Source organism: Sphingobium fuliginis, from assembly GCF_004152845.1.
Lineage (GTDB): Bacteria > Pseudomonadota > Alphaproteobacteria > Sphingomonadales > Sphingomonadaceae > Sphingobium > Sphingobium fuliginis.
In genome coordinates this window covers 269,916-288,188 of the sequence record NZ_SEON01000004.1, presented here as the reverse complement: position 1 = coordinate 288,188, position 18,273 = coordinate 269,916, and the positions used below count along the sequence as shown (strand labels likewise).

The 18,273-nt window shown below is 66.0% G+C and carries 13 protein-coding genes; 4 read left to right on the top strand and 9 right to left on the bottom strand.

Annotated features, from left to right (window positions below; translation table 11 throughout):
• Positions 1-12 precede the first annotated feature (12 nt).
• Positions 13-780, top strand: coding sequence for an SDR family NAD(P)-dependent oxidoreductase (locus EWH10_RS12410; protein WP_065846676.1), 768 nt, complete (start codon positions 13-15; stop codon positions 778-780).
• A gap of 36 nt (positions 781-816) precedes the next feature.
• On the opposite strand, the gene EWH10_RS12405 is transcribed toward EWH10_RS12410, so the two are convergent.
• The 7 genes from EWH10_RS12405 to treA form a co-directional block, all read right to left on the bottom strand.
• On the bottom strand, positions 817-1,128 hold the full coding sequence (locus tag EWH10_RS12405) for a hypothetical protein (RefSeq protein WP_065846678.1): 312 nt from the start codon (positions 1,126-1,128) through the stop codon (positions 817-819).
• Positions 1,129-1,218: 90 nt separating this feature from the next.
• The gene (treY, locus tag EWH10_RS12400; RefSeq protein WP_065846680.1) at positions 1,219-3,636 is read right to left on the bottom strand and encodes a malto-oligosyltrehalose synthase; all 2,418 of its coding nucleotides are present in this window, start codon (positions 3,634-3,636) and stop codon (positions 1,219-1,221) included.
• Positions 3,633-5,348, bottom strand: a complete 1,716-nt coding sequence (gene malQ, locus EWH10_RS12395) for a 4-alpha-glucanotransferase (protein ID WP_065846682.1) — start codon at positions 5,346-5,348, stop codon at positions 3,633-3,635. Before malQ ends, treY begins: the two co-directional genes overlap by 4 nt.
• Positions 5,345-7,051 (bottom strand): malto-oligosyltrehalose trehalohydrolase, encoded by a 1,707-nt coding sequence (gene treZ / locus EWH10_RS12390; protein ID WP_065846684.1) that lies wholly within the window; start codon positions 7,049-7,051, stop codon positions 5,345-5,347. Before treZ ends, malQ begins: the two co-directional genes overlap by 4 nt.
• Positions 7,048-9,153: a glycogen debranching protein GlgX gene (gene glgX, locus EWH10_RS12385; RefSeq protein ID WP_065846686.1), complete on the bottom strand. Its 2,106-nt coding sequence runs from the start codon at positions 9,151-9,153 to the stop codon at positions 7,048-7,050. Before glgX ends, treZ begins: the two co-directional genes overlap by 4 nt.
• 30 nt (positions 9,154-9,183) lie before the next feature.
• Positions 9,184-9,396 carry a DUF2934 domain-containing protein gene (locus tag EWH10_RS12380; RefSeq protein ID WP_025550207.1) on the bottom strand — a complete coding sequence of 71 codons (213 nt, stop codon included), beginning with the start codon at positions 9,394-9,396 and terminating at the stop codon, positions 9,184-9,186.
• A 126-nt stretch (positions 9,397-9,522) separates the two neighbouring features.
• On the bottom strand, positions 9,523-11,103 hold the full coding sequence (gene treA / locus EWH10_RS12375; RefSeq protein ID WP_229742556.1) for an alpha,alpha-trehalase TreA: 1,581 nt from the start codon (positions 11,101-11,103) through the stop codon (positions 9,523-9,525).
• A gap of 259 nt (positions 11,104-11,362) precedes the next feature.
• Between treA and EWH10_RS12370 the strand changes: the two genes are divergently transcribed.
• From EWH10_RS12370 to EWH10_RS12360, 3 genes are read left to right on the top strand one after another with little or no spacing between them, the layout of a single operon-like run.
• Positions 11,363-13,807, top strand: coding sequence for a TonB-dependent receptor (locus EWH10_RS12370; RefSeq protein ID WP_065846688.1), 2,445 nt, complete (start codon positions 11,363-11,365; stop codon positions 13,805-13,807).
• A gap of 6 nt (positions 13,808-13,813) precedes the next feature.
• Positions 13,814-15,232: a sulfatase family protein gene (locus tag EWH10_RS12365; protein ID WP_065846690.1), complete on the top strand. Its 1,419-nt coding sequence runs from the start codon at positions 13,814-13,816 to the stop codon at positions 15,230-15,232.
• Entirely contained in the window at positions 15,232-16,782 is a 1,551-nt protein-coding gene (locus tag EWH10_RS12360; RefSeq protein WP_083199124.1) for a sulfatase family protein, read from the top strand. The genes EWH10_RS12365 and EWH10_RS12360 overlap by 1 nt, the downstream gene beginning before the upstream one ends.
• A 114-nt stretch (positions 16,783-16,896) precedes the next feature.
• On the opposite strand, the gene EWH10_RS12355 is transcribed toward EWH10_RS12360, so the two are convergent.
• Both EWH10_RS12355 and xth read right to left on the bottom strand, forming a co-directional pair.
• Complete coding sequence (locus EWH10_RS12355; protein WP_083199127.1) at positions 16,897-17,364, bottom strand: GFA family protein; 468 nt, start codon at positions 17,362-17,364, stop codon at positions 16,897-16,899.
• On the bottom strand, positions 17,364-18,167 hold the full coding sequence (xth, locus tag EWH10_RS12350; protein WP_065846694.1) for an exodeoxyribonuclease III: 804 nt from the start codon (positions 18,165-18,167) through the stop codon (positions 17,364-17,366). Before xth ends, EWH10_RS12355 begins: the two co-directional genes overlap by 1 nt.
• Positions 18,168-18,273 lie beyond the last annotated feature (106 nt).

The window sequence follows — 18,273 nt, the reverse complement described above, 5'->3', positions numbered from 1 at the left end:
GAAGGAGCCGATATGTCGCGCATTTTCATAACCGGCAGCACCGAAGGCCTGGGACGTGCCGCCGCCGAAGCGCTGATGGACGATGGGCATGAGGTGATCCTGCATGCGCGTTCGCCGGAGCGGGCCGCGGCACTGGACGGGCTGGGAAAGCGGTCCGGCGGGCTTGTCGTGGGCGATCTCAGCAGCGCCGCCCAAACACGCGACGTGGCCGATCAGGTCAATGCCCTGGGCAGGATGGACGCCATCATCCACAATGCCGGGATCTACAGCACGGCGGACCGGGGACCGGCTGCAGCGGGACATGCGACGATCTTCGCCGTGAACAGCCTGGCGCCCTATATGCTCACCGCCCTCATCGATCGGCCGTCACGCCTCGTCTATCTCAGCAGCAGCCTGCATCGGGGCGGCGAGGGCTCCCTTGACGATCTCGACTGGGAAAAGCGCGAATGGGACGCGGGCAAGGCCTATGCGGAGACCAAGCTGCATGTCGCTGCCCTTGCCGCCGCATTGTCGCGCCGTTGGCCGGATGTCGTCTGCAGCGCCGTCGACCCCGGATGGGTGCGCACGCGCATGGGCGGGGCCAGCGCGCCCGTCGACATCGACACGGGCCGCAGGACTCAGGTTTGGCTTGCCGCCAGCACCGACCCGGCGGCGCTGGTCAGCGGTCGCTATTGGCACGATCTTCAGATGGAGGAGCCGGCCGGCGAAGTGACCGACACCGGCTTTCAGGACCGGCTGCTTCAGAGGCTGGAGGAGATAACGGGCATAGGCCTGCCCTGATTGCGCCAGCCTGCCGGACATGACCTGCCGCCGCGATCAGGCGGCGAGCGCATCCCGCGTCGAGGAGATCAGAAGGGCCTCAGCCAGCGCCAGACATTGTTCGAGCGACGGCCCGGCCAGATGCGTGTCGCTGCCGTCCCAATGCCGGATGCTCAATTCCCAGAGCGTTCCGCTGTCGATGCAGGCGGCGCGAGCGTCCTGACCGGCGAAATGCAGCACGTCGCCGAGCCGCTCGCGGTGCAGAAGATGACGCGCAACCGTTGTGTGGCTTTCAAGATGCGCGTTGAAGTGCAACTGGATATTTTCGCTGTTGGCTGCCAACCATGGAAGAATATTGCTGTCGATCATCGGGCCTGCTTTGCATGACGCGGCCGGTACACAGATCGCCGCTTCTGGCGTATACTCGCGGAACCTGCTTATGTTCCTCGACATTTCTCCTTATTCACTCAGGTTAATGAAATAGGGGGTGCTGGCGAACATTTCGGCTGCCATCGGATCGACCTTACCCTCCAACCGGCTGTCGCTCCACCATTGGGCTGGGGGCAGGGTGCCCTGTTCGGTCAAAATCCGTCCGCAGCGGATCATGACGGCGCAGCAAAGGCGCACGCCCGCATGACGGCGTTCGAACGCGAATATATGCTCCGCCCTGGGGCCAGCCGGGCCAAGCGGACGATAGCTGCCCAGCGCGAACAGGTCGGGATGATCCTTCCGGTAGCGGAGCAGGCGTTGGATGAGGGCCATCTTCTCCCCCTCTGCCACGTCGCCCTCGTCCAATAGGCGGAGCCGGCGTGCATAGTCGACGGGCCGCCGGTTGTCGGGATCGACGAGGCTCAGGTCTTCCAGTTCGCTACCCTGATAGATGTCGGGCATGCCGGGCAGGGTGAATTTGAGGGCGGTCTGGACCAGGCTGTCGGCGCGCGCCGCGGGGAGGAGCCGCGCCACGAAGGCCCCCATGTCCCGCGTGAATTCCGGTTTTGCCAGAAGGTGATGCAGCAGCTTCCGGGCGTCCGCCTCATAGCCCGCTTCGGGTTGTTCCCAGCTCGATCGCAGCCGCGCTTCGCGGAGGGACTTTTCAAGCCAGCCGGAAATACGGCCGGGAAAATCCTCCGGCAAAGCCCGATCGGCCGATGCCGGCCATGCGCCGAAAAGCGTCTGAAAGAGCTGGTAACGATCAGCGGGATGAACGTCTGCGCCGCATTCGTCCGCCATGCGCGACCATCGGCCGACCGCCTCCTCCCACAGTCGCGGGACGGCGCTCAGCACCGCAAGCCGGGCACGAACATCCTCGCCGCGCTTATGGTCGTGGGTCGCCGTCGCGAGCATGGCATGGGGAAAGACCTCTGCACGGGCCTGCACCCTTCGGTGAAATTCCTCCGGAGAAAGGGCGAACCGTTCCGGATCGGACCCCACGTCATTGGCGGATAGCAGCGGGGCGTAGCGGTAGAAGGCGGTGTCCTCCACGCCCTTGGCGGCGATGGGTGCGGAAAGCTGCTGGAAGCGCCGCACGGCCTCCGCAGCGCAATCGGCATCGCCCGGACCAGTGCCTCCCAACCAGTCAAGGATATGCCTTGCCACCTCTGCCTCGCCGGGTGGGAGGTGCGGCTGAACGGCGTTCCAGGCCCGTTCGCGGACCGTCGCGTCGCTCATCGGCGCAGCGCGGCCGTCGCCATAGGTGCGATAGACGGGAAAGACCCAGAGCAGCCGTTCGATCGCCCTGCGGATCATTGCGGGAGTGACGGCTTCCAGCGCGGCGTCGGCGGTCCGCGCCGAACCGGCAATGGCAGCGAACGCAGCGGCGCAGCCGGCAAGCTGGCCTTCGAACTGCCAGGACAGCATGTCGCGGCGCGCCTCCAGCACCACCCTGGCCGGATCGCCATGTTCGGGGTCGAGGTTCTGCCACAATGCCCGGAGCGGCGCTTCACCGGACGGATCGTGGAGAAGCGCCGTCATGTCGCTCATGAAATCATAGCCGCTGGTGCCGTCGACTCCCCAATCGGGCGAAAGCGGCTCGTCCGCGGCCAGGATCTTCTCCACCACGATATAGGCGCGATCCGGTCCGGAACGGATCGCATCGAATGCGGCGCGCAGGGACCGGCAATAGGCGGCGGGGTCGGACAGGCCATCGACATGGTCGACCCGCACGCCGTCGATCAGCCCCTCCCGGAACAGGTCGAAATATAGCCGGTGCGTGGCATGGAATATGGCGGTGTCCTCGATCCGCAGGCCCGCCAGATCGTTGATCGAGAAAAAGCGCCGCCAGTTCAGCAGGTCATTGGCGGCGCGCCAGTGGACCAGCCGGTAATGCTGCATGTCCAGCAGGCGGCGCAGCTCGTCAGGTTCCTGTTCCAGCGATCCCGGCTTTAGCGGCAGCCGTTGGTCGCCATAGAGCAGCAGGTGCGGATCGTTTCCGGCTGAAAGCCTGATGTCGCCATCCTCGATCGCTTGGGTCAGGGTCGCGCCCAGCAGCGGCAGCACCAGCGGACCGCTCTGCCAGTCGATGTCGAACCAGCCCGCATAGGGGCTATCCGGCCCAAGGCGAAGAACGTCGTTCCAATAAGGGTTTTCGCCGCCCGCCACGCCCATGTGATTGGGCACGATGTCGATGATGATGCCCATGCCCCGCGCGCGAAGCGCGGCGGCGAGGCTGCGGAAGCCGCTTTCGCCCCCCAGTTCGGGATTGATGCGGGTCGGATCGATCACGTCATAGCCATGGGTCGATCCGCTGCGCGCCATCGTGATCGGGGATGCATAGACATGGCTCACCCCCAGCGCCGCCAGATAGGGAACGATGTCCTCCGCCGCCGCGAAGGGGAAGTCGCGGGTCAGTTGCAGGCGGTAGGTGGCGCGCGGGATCATGCGCCCCGCTCCCGGTTCAGCCGGTCGATGCGGCGGGACACATCCGGCCGGTCGAGCAGCTTTTCCATCCTGTCGGGCAGGCGCCGCCGCCAATTGGGATGCGTGTCGACGGTGCCCGGCAGATTGGGCTGTTCGATCATGCCGACCATATCCTCCATCGGGACAAGAAGCAGGGACGAAGGCGTCCCGGCCAGAAAGGCGAGCGCCCGGTCGATCACCATGTCCGGATCGTCCTTCGCGGGCATGGGCGTTGCTTCACCGATGGCGCGCCACAGCGCCTTGCGGTGCTGGTCCCGCTCCGCCCCGCTGTCCCCGCCGCGATCCAGCAGGCGGCTCCACTCAAGATCGCGTCCGGTCCACCAGCCCGCCAGCGTCGGCGTGTCATGCGTCCCGCTCATCGCCACCGATCGCGCCGGATAGGCGGCGGCGGGCAGGAATTCGCCAGCCTCATCGCGCGAGAAGGGCAGCACCGCCATGCCATGGATGCCCGCCGCCTCCAGCGCGGCGCTGAAGCCCGCAGGCCGGGTGCCCAGATCTTCCGCGATCACGATGGCGCGGGCGCGCCACGCTTCCAGCTTCACCAGCCGCAGCAGATCGTCGAACGGATAGCGGAGATAGGCGCCTTCGCTCGCCGCCCGTCCCTCCGGCACGACCCAGAGCCGTTGCAGGCCAAAGCCGTGGTCGATGCGGATGCCGCCGCCCGCGGGCATATTGGCGCGCAACATGGCGATGAAGGGTTCGAAACCCCGTTCGACCAGCGCCAGCGGGCTATAGCCCGTCAGCCCCCAATCCTGCCCCCGGGGGCCGAGCGGGTCGGGCGGCGCGCCGATCCGCAATCCCTGAAGAAAGGCGGCGGGATCGGATCGGGCGTCGCTGCCGCCGGGATCGACGCCGACGGCAAGATCGGCGATGAGGCCGATGGCCATGCCCGCCTCCCGCGCCGCCTGCTGGACGGCATCCAATCCACGCCGGGCATGGGATTGCAACAAGCCGGCGTCGTCACCGCCGACAGTCTGGCGGAGCGCCGCCAATTTGGCCGGGCCGGCCTTGCTCCAGTCGATCAGGTCCGATCCATCCGCTGCGGCTATGGGCTCGGCTTCCCCGAAAAGGATGTTGAGGGCAAGGCGGCTGGAAGGGGAATAGGGCGCGAAGCGGGCAGGGTCGTCCAGCGCATGGACCGGGCTGATCGCCACGGCATCGGCGCCCTTCGCGCCCAGCAGCCGCACCGCCTCGCACAGCGTGCCGAAATCCCCGAAATCGCCGGAGCTGCGAAGGGACGGGATCTGGATGGCGACACCCCAGCAACGGCGGCCTATCGGCGGGCAGCAATCCGGCGCGATGGCGATGCGGATGCTGCCCTGTGCGGATTCCAGGCGGTAATAGCCCGGTTCCGCCAAGCCGGATCGACGCAGGCTGTCCATGCCGATGTCGACGGCATGGCCTGCTTCGTCCAGCAATTGCGCGTTGTGCAGCCGGTCGGGCAGGGGGATGGGCTTGTTCCGGTCCGCCGTGATCATGGCCGGCAGGCGATCCAGCCGGTGGCGGAGCGAGGCCCTGCTTCTGGCGATCTCCTCCGGCGTCCCAGCCGGCAGGTCCAGCGCCGTCAATATGGCGCGCAGGCTGCCGTCGCTGACCTCCTGCCCCGCGCCATCGGCATCGGTCCAGCATCGCATCAGCCCGGCTTCGGCGGCAAGGCGATGAAGGTCGCTCATGGCTCCTCGATCCAGGCGGCGAAGCTGGCAGGGGCGCCGGGGGAATTGGTGGCGAACAGGGGTGGATCGGCCAGGATCGGATCGACGGGTGCGTCGCCCAGATTGAGCAGAATGGAAAGATGGCGGCCTGTTCCCAGCCGCCACCGGGCGCTGACGCAGTTCGGGGACAGCGCCCGAGCGCCGATCGCGCGGCATCCTTCCAGACCGGGCACGACATAGGCGTGGCGCAGGGCAAGCAGATTGCGGTAGAGGGCGCGCCATTCCTCCGCGTCCTCGCCTGCGGCGATGCGGGACTGCCCGAAAGTCTCAAGGGCATTGGGGTCGGGAATGCGCGCGCGGGCTTCCGCGCTGGAAAAGCTAGCAAAACCGGCGAATTCACGCCGCCGCCCCTCGCGCACGGCATCGGCCAGTTCGTCATGGAAATCGGTGAAGAAGAGGAACGGGCTGTGCGCGCCCACCTCCTCCCCCATGAACAGCATCGGGATTTGCGGCATCAGCAGCAACAGCGCCGTCGCCGCCCTGAGCCGTGCCGGATCGGTCAGGTCGATGATCCGCTCGCCCATCGCCCGGTTGCCGACCTGATCGTGATTCTGGAGGAAGGCGATGAAGGCCGTGGGCGGCAGATGCATGCTGGGTGCGCCCCGCGTCCTGCCCTGCTGGTGCGGCGAGGCTTCGCCCTGATAGATGAAGCCCTGTTCGAGGCAGCGGGCGAGCTTTTCCGCAGGCTGCCGGGCGAAGTCGGCATAATAGGCGTCCCGCTCGCCGGTCAGCAGCACATGCAGGACATTGTGGAAATCATCGTTCCATTGCGCGTCATAGCGGCCGGGCATGAGCCGGTCGGGATCGTTGCGTTCATTTTCCAGCATCAGGTGGACATGGCGCTGGGGGCCGATGGCGCTGCGGATTTCACCCGCCAGCCAGTCGAGGAACCGGTCGTCGCCTATGGCATGGACGGCATCGAAGCGCAGACCGTCGAAGCCATAGTCGTTGAGCCACATCAGCGCGTTTTCGCGGAAGAAGGCGGCGACCGGAGGACGCTCCACGGCGACCGCGCCACCCCAGGGCGTATGCCGCTCCGCATGGAAGAAGGGCGAGGCATAGGCGCCGAGATAATTTCCGTCCGGCCCGAAGTGATTATAGACCACGTCCATGAAGATCATGAGGCCATGGCCATGGGCGGCATCGACCAGCGCGCGCAGGTCTTCCGGCGAGCCATAGGCTTCGGCCGGGGCGAAGGGCAGGACACCGTCATAACCCCAGTTCCGCGCCCCGCTGAAGGCATTGACCGGCATCAGTTCGATCGCCGTCACGCCCAGTTCCGCAAGTTCCGGCAACCGGGCCCGGACTCCAGCGAAGCCCCCTGCAAGACCGGCATGGATTTCATAGATGACCGTTTCGGTCCAGGGACGGCCGCGCCAGTTTTCGGCCGGCGGGTCGAGCGCCGTGATGACGCTCCACCCATGGACTCCGCCGGATTGCCGTCGGGAGGCGGGGTCGGGCACCGCCCGTTCCGGATCGAGGCGGAAACGGTAGCGCGTTCCAGGCCCGGCGGGCGCTTCGGCAAGGAACCATCCGTCCGCCTGCGCGGCCATGGCGATCGGCGCCGCGTCTTCGATCTCCAGCGTCACCGCATCCCGGTCCGGTGCCCAAAGGCGGAAGCGCCAGCGGCCTTCTTCCAGTTCGACAGGGCCCCAGAGCGTCATGCGTCCGGCTTCTCGTCCACCCAGCGCACCAGCACGGCCGAATGGGCCTGCACGCCATAATCGCCGGCGATCTCGAACGCTTCGCGCTCGGGCTGGGCGCTGTCGATCAGCACTTCATGCGAAGCGGAGGGCGCCGACAGATGGAAGTCGATGGGCGCATCGCTGGCGTTCAACAGCAACGAAAGGGCCTCTACCCGCCCGTCCTCTAATCGGTGCGCGCGGCGCATCGCCAGCGCGCGCCCCTCCGGATTGTTCCAGTCCTCCTCGCTCAGCGGGTTCCCGCGCTCGTCCCACCATTCGATGTCGCCGACGCCGGAGCCCGGGCCGTCCTGGCCGTAGAGAAAGGTCGATGCGCGCAGCACGGGATGGCTCCTGCGCAGGGCGATCAGCCGGGCGGTGAAGTCGAACAAGGCCTGGCCGGCCTCGCCCTCCATCATCGACCAGTCGAGCCAGCTTATCTCATTATCCTGGCAATAGGCATTGTTGTTGCCGCCCTGGGTCCGCCCGAACTCGTCCCCCGCCACCAGCATCGGCGTGCCGAGGGAGGCGAGCAGCGTCGTCAGCATGGCCCGCCGCACCCGGTTGCGCGTGTCGTTGATGGCGGGATCGTCGGTCGGTCCCTCCGCGCCCCAGTTGCGCGAGAGATTATTGTCATGCCCGTCGCGATTATCCTCTCCATTGGCCTCATTATGCCGCTCCTCATAGGAAACGAGGTCGGCCAGGGTGTAGCCGTCATGGCTGGTGAGGAAATTGACGCTGGCCCAGGGCCGGCGGGCGCGGCGGTCGAACAGGTCGCCGGAGCCGGAAAGCCGCGCGGCGAGATCGGCGCGCTGCCCCGGATCGCCGCGCCAGAAGCGGCGGGTGGTGTCGCGGAAGCGGTCGTTCCATTCGGCAAAGCCCGGCGGGAAATTGCCGAGCTGGTATCCGCCCATGCCGACGTCCCACGGTTCCGCGATCAGCTTCAGCCGGCCCAATATCGGGTCCTGCCGCAGCACGTCGAACAGCCCGGCATTGGGATCGAACCCATGGTCGGTGCGCCCCAGCGTCAGCCCCAGGTCGAAGCGGAAACCGTCGACGCCGAAGCTGGTCGCCCAGTAACGCAGCGAATCCGCCACCATCTGGATCACGCGGGCATGGGTCAGCTTGAAGGTGTTGCCGGTGCCGGTGTCGTTCAGGCAATAGCGCGGCTCGCCCGGCACCAGCCTGTAATAGGTCGCATTGTCGATACCGCGCCAGGACAGGGTCGGCCCCAGTTCGCTCCCCTCGCAGCTATGATTATAGACGACGTCGAGAATGACCTCGATCCCCGCGGCATGCAGCCGGCGCACGGCGACGCGCAGTTCATCATGCGTATCCCCGGCGAAATAGCTGGGTTCCGGCGCGAAGAAGCTGAGCGTGTTATAGCCCCAATAGTTGCGCAGCCCCTTTTCCTGAAGGAAGCGGTCCTGCACGAAGGCGTGGATCGGCATCAGCTCCAGCGTCGTGACGCCCAGCCGCTTCATATGGTCGATGACCCTGGGGTGGGCGAGCGCGGCGAAGGTGCCCCGTTCCCGCGGCGGCGCGGCCTCCAACAATTTGGTCAGTCCCTTCGCATGGGCTTCGTAGATGACGGTTTCCGACCAGGGCACGTTGGGCCGCACGTCGCGGGACCAGTCGAAACTGTCATGAGTCACCACCGCCTTGGGCATGGCCGCCGCGCTGTCCCGCCGGTCGAAGCCCAGATCCGCGCGCCGCCCCCGTACCGGATAGCCGTGCAGCACGTCGTTCCATCGCAGGCTGCCCGACAGACGCCGGGCATAGGGGTCGAGCAGCAGCTTGTTCGGGTTGAAGCGATGCCCCTGTTCCGGCGCATAGGGTCCGTGCACGCGATAGCCATAGAGCAGGCCGGGCCGCGCATCGGGCAGATAGCCGTGCCAGACCTCATCCGTGCATTCCGGCAGGGTCAGGCGGGCGATTTCCTTGCGGCCTTTCGGATCGAACAGGCAAAGGTCGACCCGGTCTGCATTGGCAGAGAAAATGGCGAAATTGACGCCCAACCCGTCGAAGGTGGCGCCCAGGGGGTAGGGTGATCCGCCCTCAAGGCGGTCGGGATATTGGCTCAAGCGGGCTCCGGCTATGCTGGAATGGACGAATCAGGCCGATTTCGTTCGGGAGGCGGGCCTGGAGAGCAGCTCGGCGGCGGCACCGGTCGCCAGCGGATTGGGAAGGGTGCTGTCCTCCGGAAGTCCGCCGATCTCCGCCTCGGCCTGGCGCCAATGATCCTCGGCCAATCCTTCGGGGTGGCCCTGCGCCTCCCATATGGCATAGGCGCGCTCGCGAATCCTGTCTTCGGTATCGTCCGGCATGGAGCCTCCCTCGGCGGCCCTGATGGCTGCCTCGGTCAAATGCGCGGGATGCGAATAGGATGCGCGGTCTGATCTGGATCAGTAAAATTTCAGCCCGGACGTCAGCCCGCTCAGCGCCAGTGCGCGTCATTCGGGCGCAAGTTCGGGATATTTCTCCATGATCGCGCTGGTCACGCCATTGGTCCAACCGAAGCCGTCCTGTGTCGGATATTCGCCGCCGCCGCCGGGCTTGCGTTCCTCCACATCATATTTTTCCAGCATCCGGCCGGTCTCGACATAGGCGGCCGTCACCGTGCCCAGCCAGCGCCTGGCGATTTCGCGCGCCAGCGCGGCTTCTCCCGACCGCTCAAGTCCCGCAATCGCGATCCATTGCAGCGGCGCCCAGCCATTGGGCGTATCCCATTGCTGGCCGGTGCGCAGCGTCGTTGTGCGCAGCCCGCCCACCGCCAGCAACCGGCTCCGCACGGTCGCGCCGACCGCCTTCGCCTGGGCGGGCGAAGCGGCGCCGGCGAACAGCGGGTAGAGCGTGGCGGCCGACAGAACCGGCGTCGGCTTGCGGGCGGTGCGGTCCCAATCGGCATAGCGGCCCTCGCGCGCCACCCAGAAATAGCGGTCCAGCGCTCCCCGCCTCTGCCTTGCCAGACGGGTGAAGCGATCGGCGCAGGCGCCGTCCCGCGCTTCGCCGCAACGGCGGGCGATGGTCTCCTCCACGATCAGCATCAGGCTGTTGAGGTCGACGGGCACGATGTCGGCGGTGCGGATCGATGAAAGCCGGCGCGGGTCCGCCAGCCAGCGGCTGCTGAAGTCCCATCCGCTTTCCGCCCCGGCGCGCAGATGGCGGTAGAGCGCCTGGGCGGGGCGCGTCCGGTCCTCTGCCGCCGTCGCCACATCTTCGGCATAAGATTCGTCGCGGGGCTGAGGAACATCGTCCCAATAGCGGTTGAGCAGCGTGCCGTCCGGCATTTTGACGACCCGCGCGCATGCGCCGCCGGCGTCGACACAGCTGGCGCCCGTCATCCAATAATCATATTCGCGGCGCAACGCGGCAAGCCGTCGGGCGTCGACCGCGGGATCGCCCTGTTTCGACAGGCCCAGCATCAGCGCGAAAAAGGGCGGCTGCGACCGGCCCAGATAATAGCTGCGCATGCCGTTGGGAATATGGCCATAGCGCTCGATGGCCGCCGTGAAATCCGTCAGCATGGATTCGATCAGCGGCTGCTGCCCGTCGACGGCCAGGCCGAGCATGGTGAAATAGCTGTCCCAATAATAGATTTCGCGGAAGCGGCCGCCCGGCACGACATAGGGCGCCTCCATCGGCAGGGCGGAACTGCCCGGCGCAACCGCTTCGGGCTGGCGCACCAGCGTGGGCCAGAGCGTCCGGATGTGCCGGCGCAGGGTGCCGGCGTTACGGTCATTGACGCCCGGCACGGCGAAATTGGCGAGGACGAAGCTGCGCAGCGCTTCCTTGTCCTGCGGCCTGCTGCTTCGGAAATCGGCCATGATCGCTTCCGGCGCGCGCCGGGGCACTGCGTCGACGAAGGTCTTGCCGTCGGGGAACAGCCGCTGCGTCTGCACGGCCCGGAACAGGTCGCCATAAATCTCCGCCGGGGAGGTTTGGGCCGAAATCGACGCCGGCAGCGTCAATATTGCAGCCAGCATGACGATACGCCGCCAGGGCGACGACTTCATGGCGGATCGGACGTGCATGGTTCCTCTCTCCTTGACCGAAGACTTTATTATGATGCGCCCCCGTGCCGCGCGGACCGGCTTCTTCTCGCTCTCTTCACGGGAGGGATCAAAGGAAAACCTCTCTCCATTGAGACATTAATGCAACGATTGCGCGGAAAAAAGAAGAGCATAGCGGCTATGGATGCACTTTCCATTCCGTCATCGAAAACAGATGCAGTATGTCAGCGGCAGATCGGCGGGGCATCGATCGCGCCGACTTCGGAAGAGGGAGGAAGTCATGCCGAAAAGCCTTCAACGCCGCCTGATGGCGGGTGTTACCGTCAGCGCCTTTTTCACCGCCTTTCCCGCCCTGGCCCAGGTTGCAGGCAGCAGCGCCGCTCCGCCGGAAGAAGCCAGCGACGTCGAGATCGTGGTCGTCGGCACCGCCGGCGCGGGCACGCGGCGGCAGGATGCGTCCTTCGCCGTCACCTCGCTCAATAGCGAAGCGATCACGCGGGCGGCGCCCAACAGCACCGCCGACCTTCTGCGCACCGTGCCGGGCGTCATGGCGGAAAGCTCCGGTGGCCAGAACGGCGCCAATATCTTCGTGCGCGGCTATCCGTCGGGTGGCGACGCGCAGTTCGTGACCTTCCAGCTTGCCGGCGTGCCGATCTTTCCGCCGCCGACATTATCCTTCCTGGAAAACTCGCAACTCATCCGGCTGGACGAGACGGTGCAGCGCGTCGAAGCGGTGCGCGGCGGCACCGGCTCACTCTTCTCCAGCGGCCAGCCGGGCCTGACCGTAAACGTCGTGCCGCGGATCGGCGGGGCGGATTTCAAGGGTTCCGCCAAGATTTCCTATACCGATTATGACGAAATTCGCGGCGACGCCTGGGTCTCCGGCCCGCTCAGCCCCGACACGGGTTTCATGGTCGGCGGCTTCTACGCGCAGGGCAACGGCATTCGCGATCCGCGCTATCGGGCGGAAAAGGGCGGCCAGATCACCGCGAACATCCATCATGACTTTGGCGGCCGCGGTTCCGTGGAGGTATATGCCCGCTATCTCAACGATCACGGCCAGTGGCTGCTGCCGATCCCCGTCGTCTCGAACGGCGGCAAGATCAGCGCCTATCCCGGCTTCGATGCGGGGACGGACACGCTGAACGGTCCGGATACGCGCCGCGTCACCAATCTGGTCGGGCGCGCCGTCGATCTGGCCGACGGCCGCGGGGCCAAGGTGATCAACACCGGCATCACCTTCGACTACGAACTGGTCGACGGGCTGCGTTTCCGCGAGCGCATGAGCTTCCTGGGCGGGCGCGCCGACACGGTGGGGCTGGTGCCGGTGGCGGCGCCGGTGGCCGCTTCCGCCATGGCGCAGACGCTGGGCGGAACGGGCGCGACGCTGGCCTCGCTCACCTATGCCAATGGCGGTGGCGTGGTTCCGACCGGAGCCAATACGCAGGTGCTGCGCGCCGGCATCTGGGAAGTGCGCAAGAAGATCTCCTCCTTCGTCGCGGACAGCGCGCTGGAATGGGCATCGGGCAACAACAAGCTGACCGGCGGCTATTATTTCGCGGACTACACCACCCGCGACCAATGGGTGCTGGGCAATCAGGTGCTGTTGCAGGCGGAACCCAATGCGCGGCGGCTCGACATGACGCTGACCAGTGGAGCCGGGGTGTTGCAGGCAGCGACGCTCAACGGTTTCTCCAGCGGGCCCGCCTTCCAGGTGCGCGGCAATTATGAGGGCAAGGACTATGCCTTCTACGCGGTGGATGAATTGCAGATCACGCCCGAACTGCGCGTGGATGGCGGCGTGCGGTGGCAGCGCCATGTGGTCGATGCGACGCTCAGCACATCGGCCGATGGCGGTTCGTTCGATCTGGACGGCAATCCCAACACATTGTACGACAATGCGATTACTCGGCTGGGGCCGCCGCGCTCAATCCGTTACCGGGACTCGGCCTGGTCGTGGACCGTGGGCGCGAATTACGATTTCAGCCGGGAGATCGGTGTGTTCGCCCGGTACAGCCGGGGCAACAGCTTCCCGCAATTCGACAATCTGCGCGAGGCGTCCGCCACCAATATTGCAGACAAGACCGGCCTTGCCGCCGTTGCCGAGGTGGATACCTATGAAGCGGGCGTGAAAATATCGACTGCCCTCGCCAATCTCTATGCGACGGTGTTCCACAACAAGTTCGATGGTCTTGCCACCACGACGCTGATCAACAATGTGCCGATCAGTTCGAATGGCGGCGCGAAGGCGACGGGCGTGGAACTGGAAGGCGCGCTGCGGCCGTTCGAGGGGTTCAGCATTTCCGGCGCGCTGACCTGGCTGGATGCCACCTATCGCGGCTTTTTCAGCGGCGGCGGCACGATCGACAACACCGGCAACCGCGTGCAGCGGCAGCCCAAATGGGCCTGGCGCGTCACCCCGGCCTATGAAGTACCGGTGGGCAGCCTCAAACCCTCCGTCTTCGCGACGCTGCAATATACCGGGGACCGCTTCTCCGATCCGGAGAACAACCAGTTGCTGCCGAATTTCTACCAGCTTGACGCGGGCGTGGCTGTCACCGTCAACGACCGCATCCGCCTGGCCGTCACGGGCAACAACCTGACCGACGAGATCGGATTGACGGAGGGCAATCCGCGCATCATCGGCGGGCAAGGCTCCGGCCCGATCCTGGCGCGCCCGATCCTGGGCCGATCCTTCCGGTTCAGCGCCGCGGTCAATTTCTGACCGCTGATGGACCGGCGCGACCTTCTGAAGGGAATGGCCGGGGCGGCGGCAGCGTCCGTCGCCCCGGCCGGCCTGTCCCAGACGCGGCGGGGCAGGGCGCGCAACGTGCTGCTGCTGATTTCCGACGATCAGGGCCTGGACCTCGGCTGCTATGGCTTGCCGATCCGCACCCCGCGCATCGATCGGCTGGCGCGGGAGGGGACGCGCTTCACCCAGGGCTTTGCCGCCGTATCCTCCTGCAGTCCCAGCCGGGCGGTGATCAATAGCGGGCTCTACACGCACCAGAACGGCATGTACGGGCTCCAACACGACATCCATCACCAATCGTTGCTGCCGGGAATAGAAACGCTGCCCTCGCTCCTGCGGCGGGCGGGCCATGCGACGGCGCTTGTGGGCAAGAAGCATGTGGGGCCGGACTCGGCCTTTCCCTATGAGGCGGAACTTGTGCCCGAACGGTCGGGCATCCGCGATGTCCGCGAACTGGCGATTGCGGCGTCCAGCTTCATCCGCTCCACGGACGATCGGCCTTTCTTCGTTACCATCGCCTATAGCGATCCGCATCGCGCCGCCGTCGATTATGGCAATGACCGGCCGTGGCCGGGCGTGAAGCCGGCCCGCTACGATCCGCGCAAAGTGCCCGTTCCGTCCCATCTGCCCGATCTGCCGGCCATCAGAGCCGACCTGGCGGAATATTATGAGTCCGTCAGCCGTCTGGACAGCGGGGTCGGCATGGTCCTGGACGATCTTGCCGCGACCGGCCGCGCCGACGATACGCTGGTGATCTTCCTCAGCGACAATGGGCGGCCCTTTCCCGGCGCGAAGACCAACCTTTACGACGCCGGACTGCACCTGCCGCTGATCATCCGCGCCCCGGGAAGCGCGACCGCGGTCAACGATGCGATGGTGAGCTGGGTCGACATCGCGCCGACCATATTGGAATGGACCGGCGTCGCCGCGCCGACCGCCTATGCGCTTTCCGGCCGTTCGCTGCTGCCGCTGCTGGGCCGCCGCGCCGATCCGCACCGCGACGCCGTGTTCGCCAGCCACGACTTTCATGAGATCAACCAATATTATCCCATGCGGGCCATCCGCACGCGGACGCACAGCTATATTCTCAACCTCGCCTCCCCGCTGGACTATCCCATCGCCGGAGACGTGGCGGGTTCTCCGGCGTGGAAGGCGATCAGCACCGATCCCGCCATCCGCCTGGGGAAGAGGACGCAGGCAGCCTATCTCAAGCGGGACGCGGAGGAGCTTTACGACCTGACGCGCGATCCGGATGAACTGGGGAACGTCGCCGCCGATCCCGTCTATGCCGGGGTGAAGCGGGCGCTGGCCGAACGTCTGCATGCCATGCGGACGGCGACCAAAGATCCCTGGCTGGCCGGACAGACCGATCCCTATTCGCATATGGGACGGCCGTGATGGCGGACGAGCTGGACCGGCGCGGCCTGTTGCTGGCCGGCAGCGCGGGGGCATTCGGCCTTTACAGTTGGGCGGCGGCGGATGCCGCGGCCGTCCCGGCCAAAAAGAAGCGGTTGAAGCTGCGCCGCCGCGCGGGGACCAGGCCGAAGAATATCCTGGTCGTCCTCACCGACGATCATCGCTACGACGCGATCGGCTTCATGAAGGCGCAATCCTTCGGGGAGACGCCGACGCTGGACCGGCTGGCGCGGGAGGGGGTGCATTTCAGGAACGCCTTCGTCACCACCGCCCTGTGTTCGCCCAGTCGCGCCACCATCTTCACCGGGCTCTATGCGCATCAGCACAGGGTGGTGGACAATAATCATCCGATACCGGCCGGCCTCATCTACTATCCCGAATATCTCCGGCAGGCGGGCTATGAGACCGCCTTTATCGGCAAATGGCACATGGGGCAGGAAACGGACCAGCCCCAGCCCGGCTTCGACCATTGGGTCAGCTTCAAGGGGCAGGGCACCTATCTGCCGGGCGAGGATGGCCTGAACGTCGATGGCCGCAAGGTGCCGCAAAGGGGCTATATCACCGACGAACTGACCGACTATGCGATGGACTGGATCGACAAACGCGACGGCAGGCGCCCGTGGATGATGCATCTGGCGCACAAGGCCGTCCATTCGGAGTTCATTCCGGCCGAGCGGCATGCAGGGCGCTATTCCGGGGAGACGTTCCGCTATCCGGACACGATGAAGCCAGATGTTCCGGGCCGGCCGATGTGGGTCGAAAACCAGCGCAACAGTTGGCACGGCGTCGACTATGCCTATCACGGCAAGCTCGACATCGCCGATTATTACAAGCGCTATATGGAAACATTGCTGGCCGTCGACGAAGGACTGGCGCGTATCATGGACCTGCTGGAACGAAGGGGCGATCTGGACGACACGCTGATCCTTTATATGGGCGACAACGGGTTCATGTTCGGGGAACATGGGCTGATCGACAAGCGCGCCGCCTATGAGGAATCGATGCGCGTGCCGATGCTGATGCGTTGCCCCTCCCTCTTCGGCCCGCGGACGGTGGAGGACATCGTCGCCAATCTCGACGTCGCGCCCACCATGCTCGCCGCCGCGGGGCTGGAGGCGCCGGATGGGCTTGCCGGCATGGACATGTTGCCGCTGGCGCAGGGACGGGCGGTCCCGTGGCGCAAGGATCTGGTTTATGAATATTATTGGGAACGCAACTTTCCGCAGACGCCGACCGTCCATGCCCTGCGCGAGGATCGGTATAAATATATCCACTTCCACGGCATCTGGGACGTGGACGAACTGTACGACCTGGCGGCCGATCCGCAGGAGAGCGACAATCTGCTGGCCAGGCCGGGGCATGAGCAACTGGCCGAACGGATGAGCGCGAAGCTGTTCCGGATGCTGGAGGAAACGGGCGGCATGCAGATTCCGCTCAGCCCGGATGCCGGGGAGCGGAACGAATTGCGCGATCCCAAAGGCTCGCCGGCCGCTCCTTTCCCGCCGCGCTTCTATCGGCCATCGGGAAGATAGCGACGCGAAGATAGGGCGGGGCGGACGGAAGGGGACCGGAAGATGAGATTGGTCATCGAACCGTTGCCGACGCCGCCATCACCGCGCGCCCTAACTCGTTGCGCTCGACGACAGCTATGCACCTCTGCCAGCGGAGGAATCGCCGCCGGAAACGCCATCGTCCAGTCCCACCGTATCGGGCCGGAAACCGGCATGGCGCGGCAAGGCATCGGCCATTTCGAACCAGGCAATGCGGCTGGCATCCCAGATATGGAATTGAGGGGCAAGGGCGGAGGGATCGTCAAGCGTGGCAATCGTGAAGTCGATCGTGTCGGGCTGGTGATCGACCTGCATGGTGAGAGGCGTTCCGCACGCGGCGCAAAAGCCGCGCTCGCCAAAGTCGGAGGACCGGCGGACGGCGCGTTCGCCCGCGACGATGAGAAAGTCCCCGACCGGAACCGTGGCGAAGGCCATGACCGGCGCGCCGCTCGTCAACTGGCATAGCCGGCAGTGGCAATAACCTGCATCGAAGGGCGGGGAATGAAGCGCATAACGCACCGCGCCGCAGGCGCAGCCGCCGGAAAGCATGGCAGAGGCGTTCATCATCCCTTCTCCCTGGCGCGCGGCGGCGGCGAATCCGCCAGTTCGATCCAGACCGGCGCATGGTCGCTGGTCTTTTCCCAGCCGCGCACGTCGCGATCCACTTCGGCGGCGGCGAGCCGGTTCGAAAGGGCCGGGCTGAGCAGCAGGTGATCGATCCTGAGCCCCGCATTGCGCGCATGGGCGTTCCGGAAATAATCCCAGAAGGTGTAGATGGTTTCATCGGGATGAAGCGTGCGGAGGCTGTCCGTCCAGCCCTGGTCGAGCAGGCGGAAATAGGCCGCCCTGACCTCCGGCGCGAACAGCGCGTCGTCGCGCCAGCGTTCCGGCTTATAGACGTCGAGGTCCGTGGGCATGACGTTGAAGTCGCCGGCGAGCACGACCGGCAGCCGCTGGTCGATTAACCCGGCGGCATGGTCGATCAGCCGGTCGAACCAGCGGAGCTTATAGTCGAACTTGGGGCCGGGGCGGGGATTGCCGTTGGGAAGATAGAGGCCGCCTATGAGGATGCCGTTCACCGCCGCCTCCATATAGCGGCTGTGGCTGTCGTCGGGATCGCCGGGCAGGCCGCGGCGGGTTTCGTGGATTTCGCCGACGCGGCTGAGGATCGCCACGCCGTTCCAGCTTTTCTGGCCATGCCAGACCGCATCATATCCAAGGTCACGGATCGGCCCTTCCGGAAACTTCTCGTCGGGCGCCTTGAGTTCCTGAAGGCAGACGATGTCAGGCCGCGCCTCGGCCAGCCAGCGAAGCAGGACAGGGAGCCGGCCGTTGACCCCGTTCACATTGTAGGTCGCGACCTTCACGGCCCGGGCGACAGCCGGCGGGCGTCATGGGCCATGACCGCCGCATCTCGCGCCAAAATATCGTCGCCTGTCTTCATGGTGATTCAGGAGACGCCCGTCCGCGGGA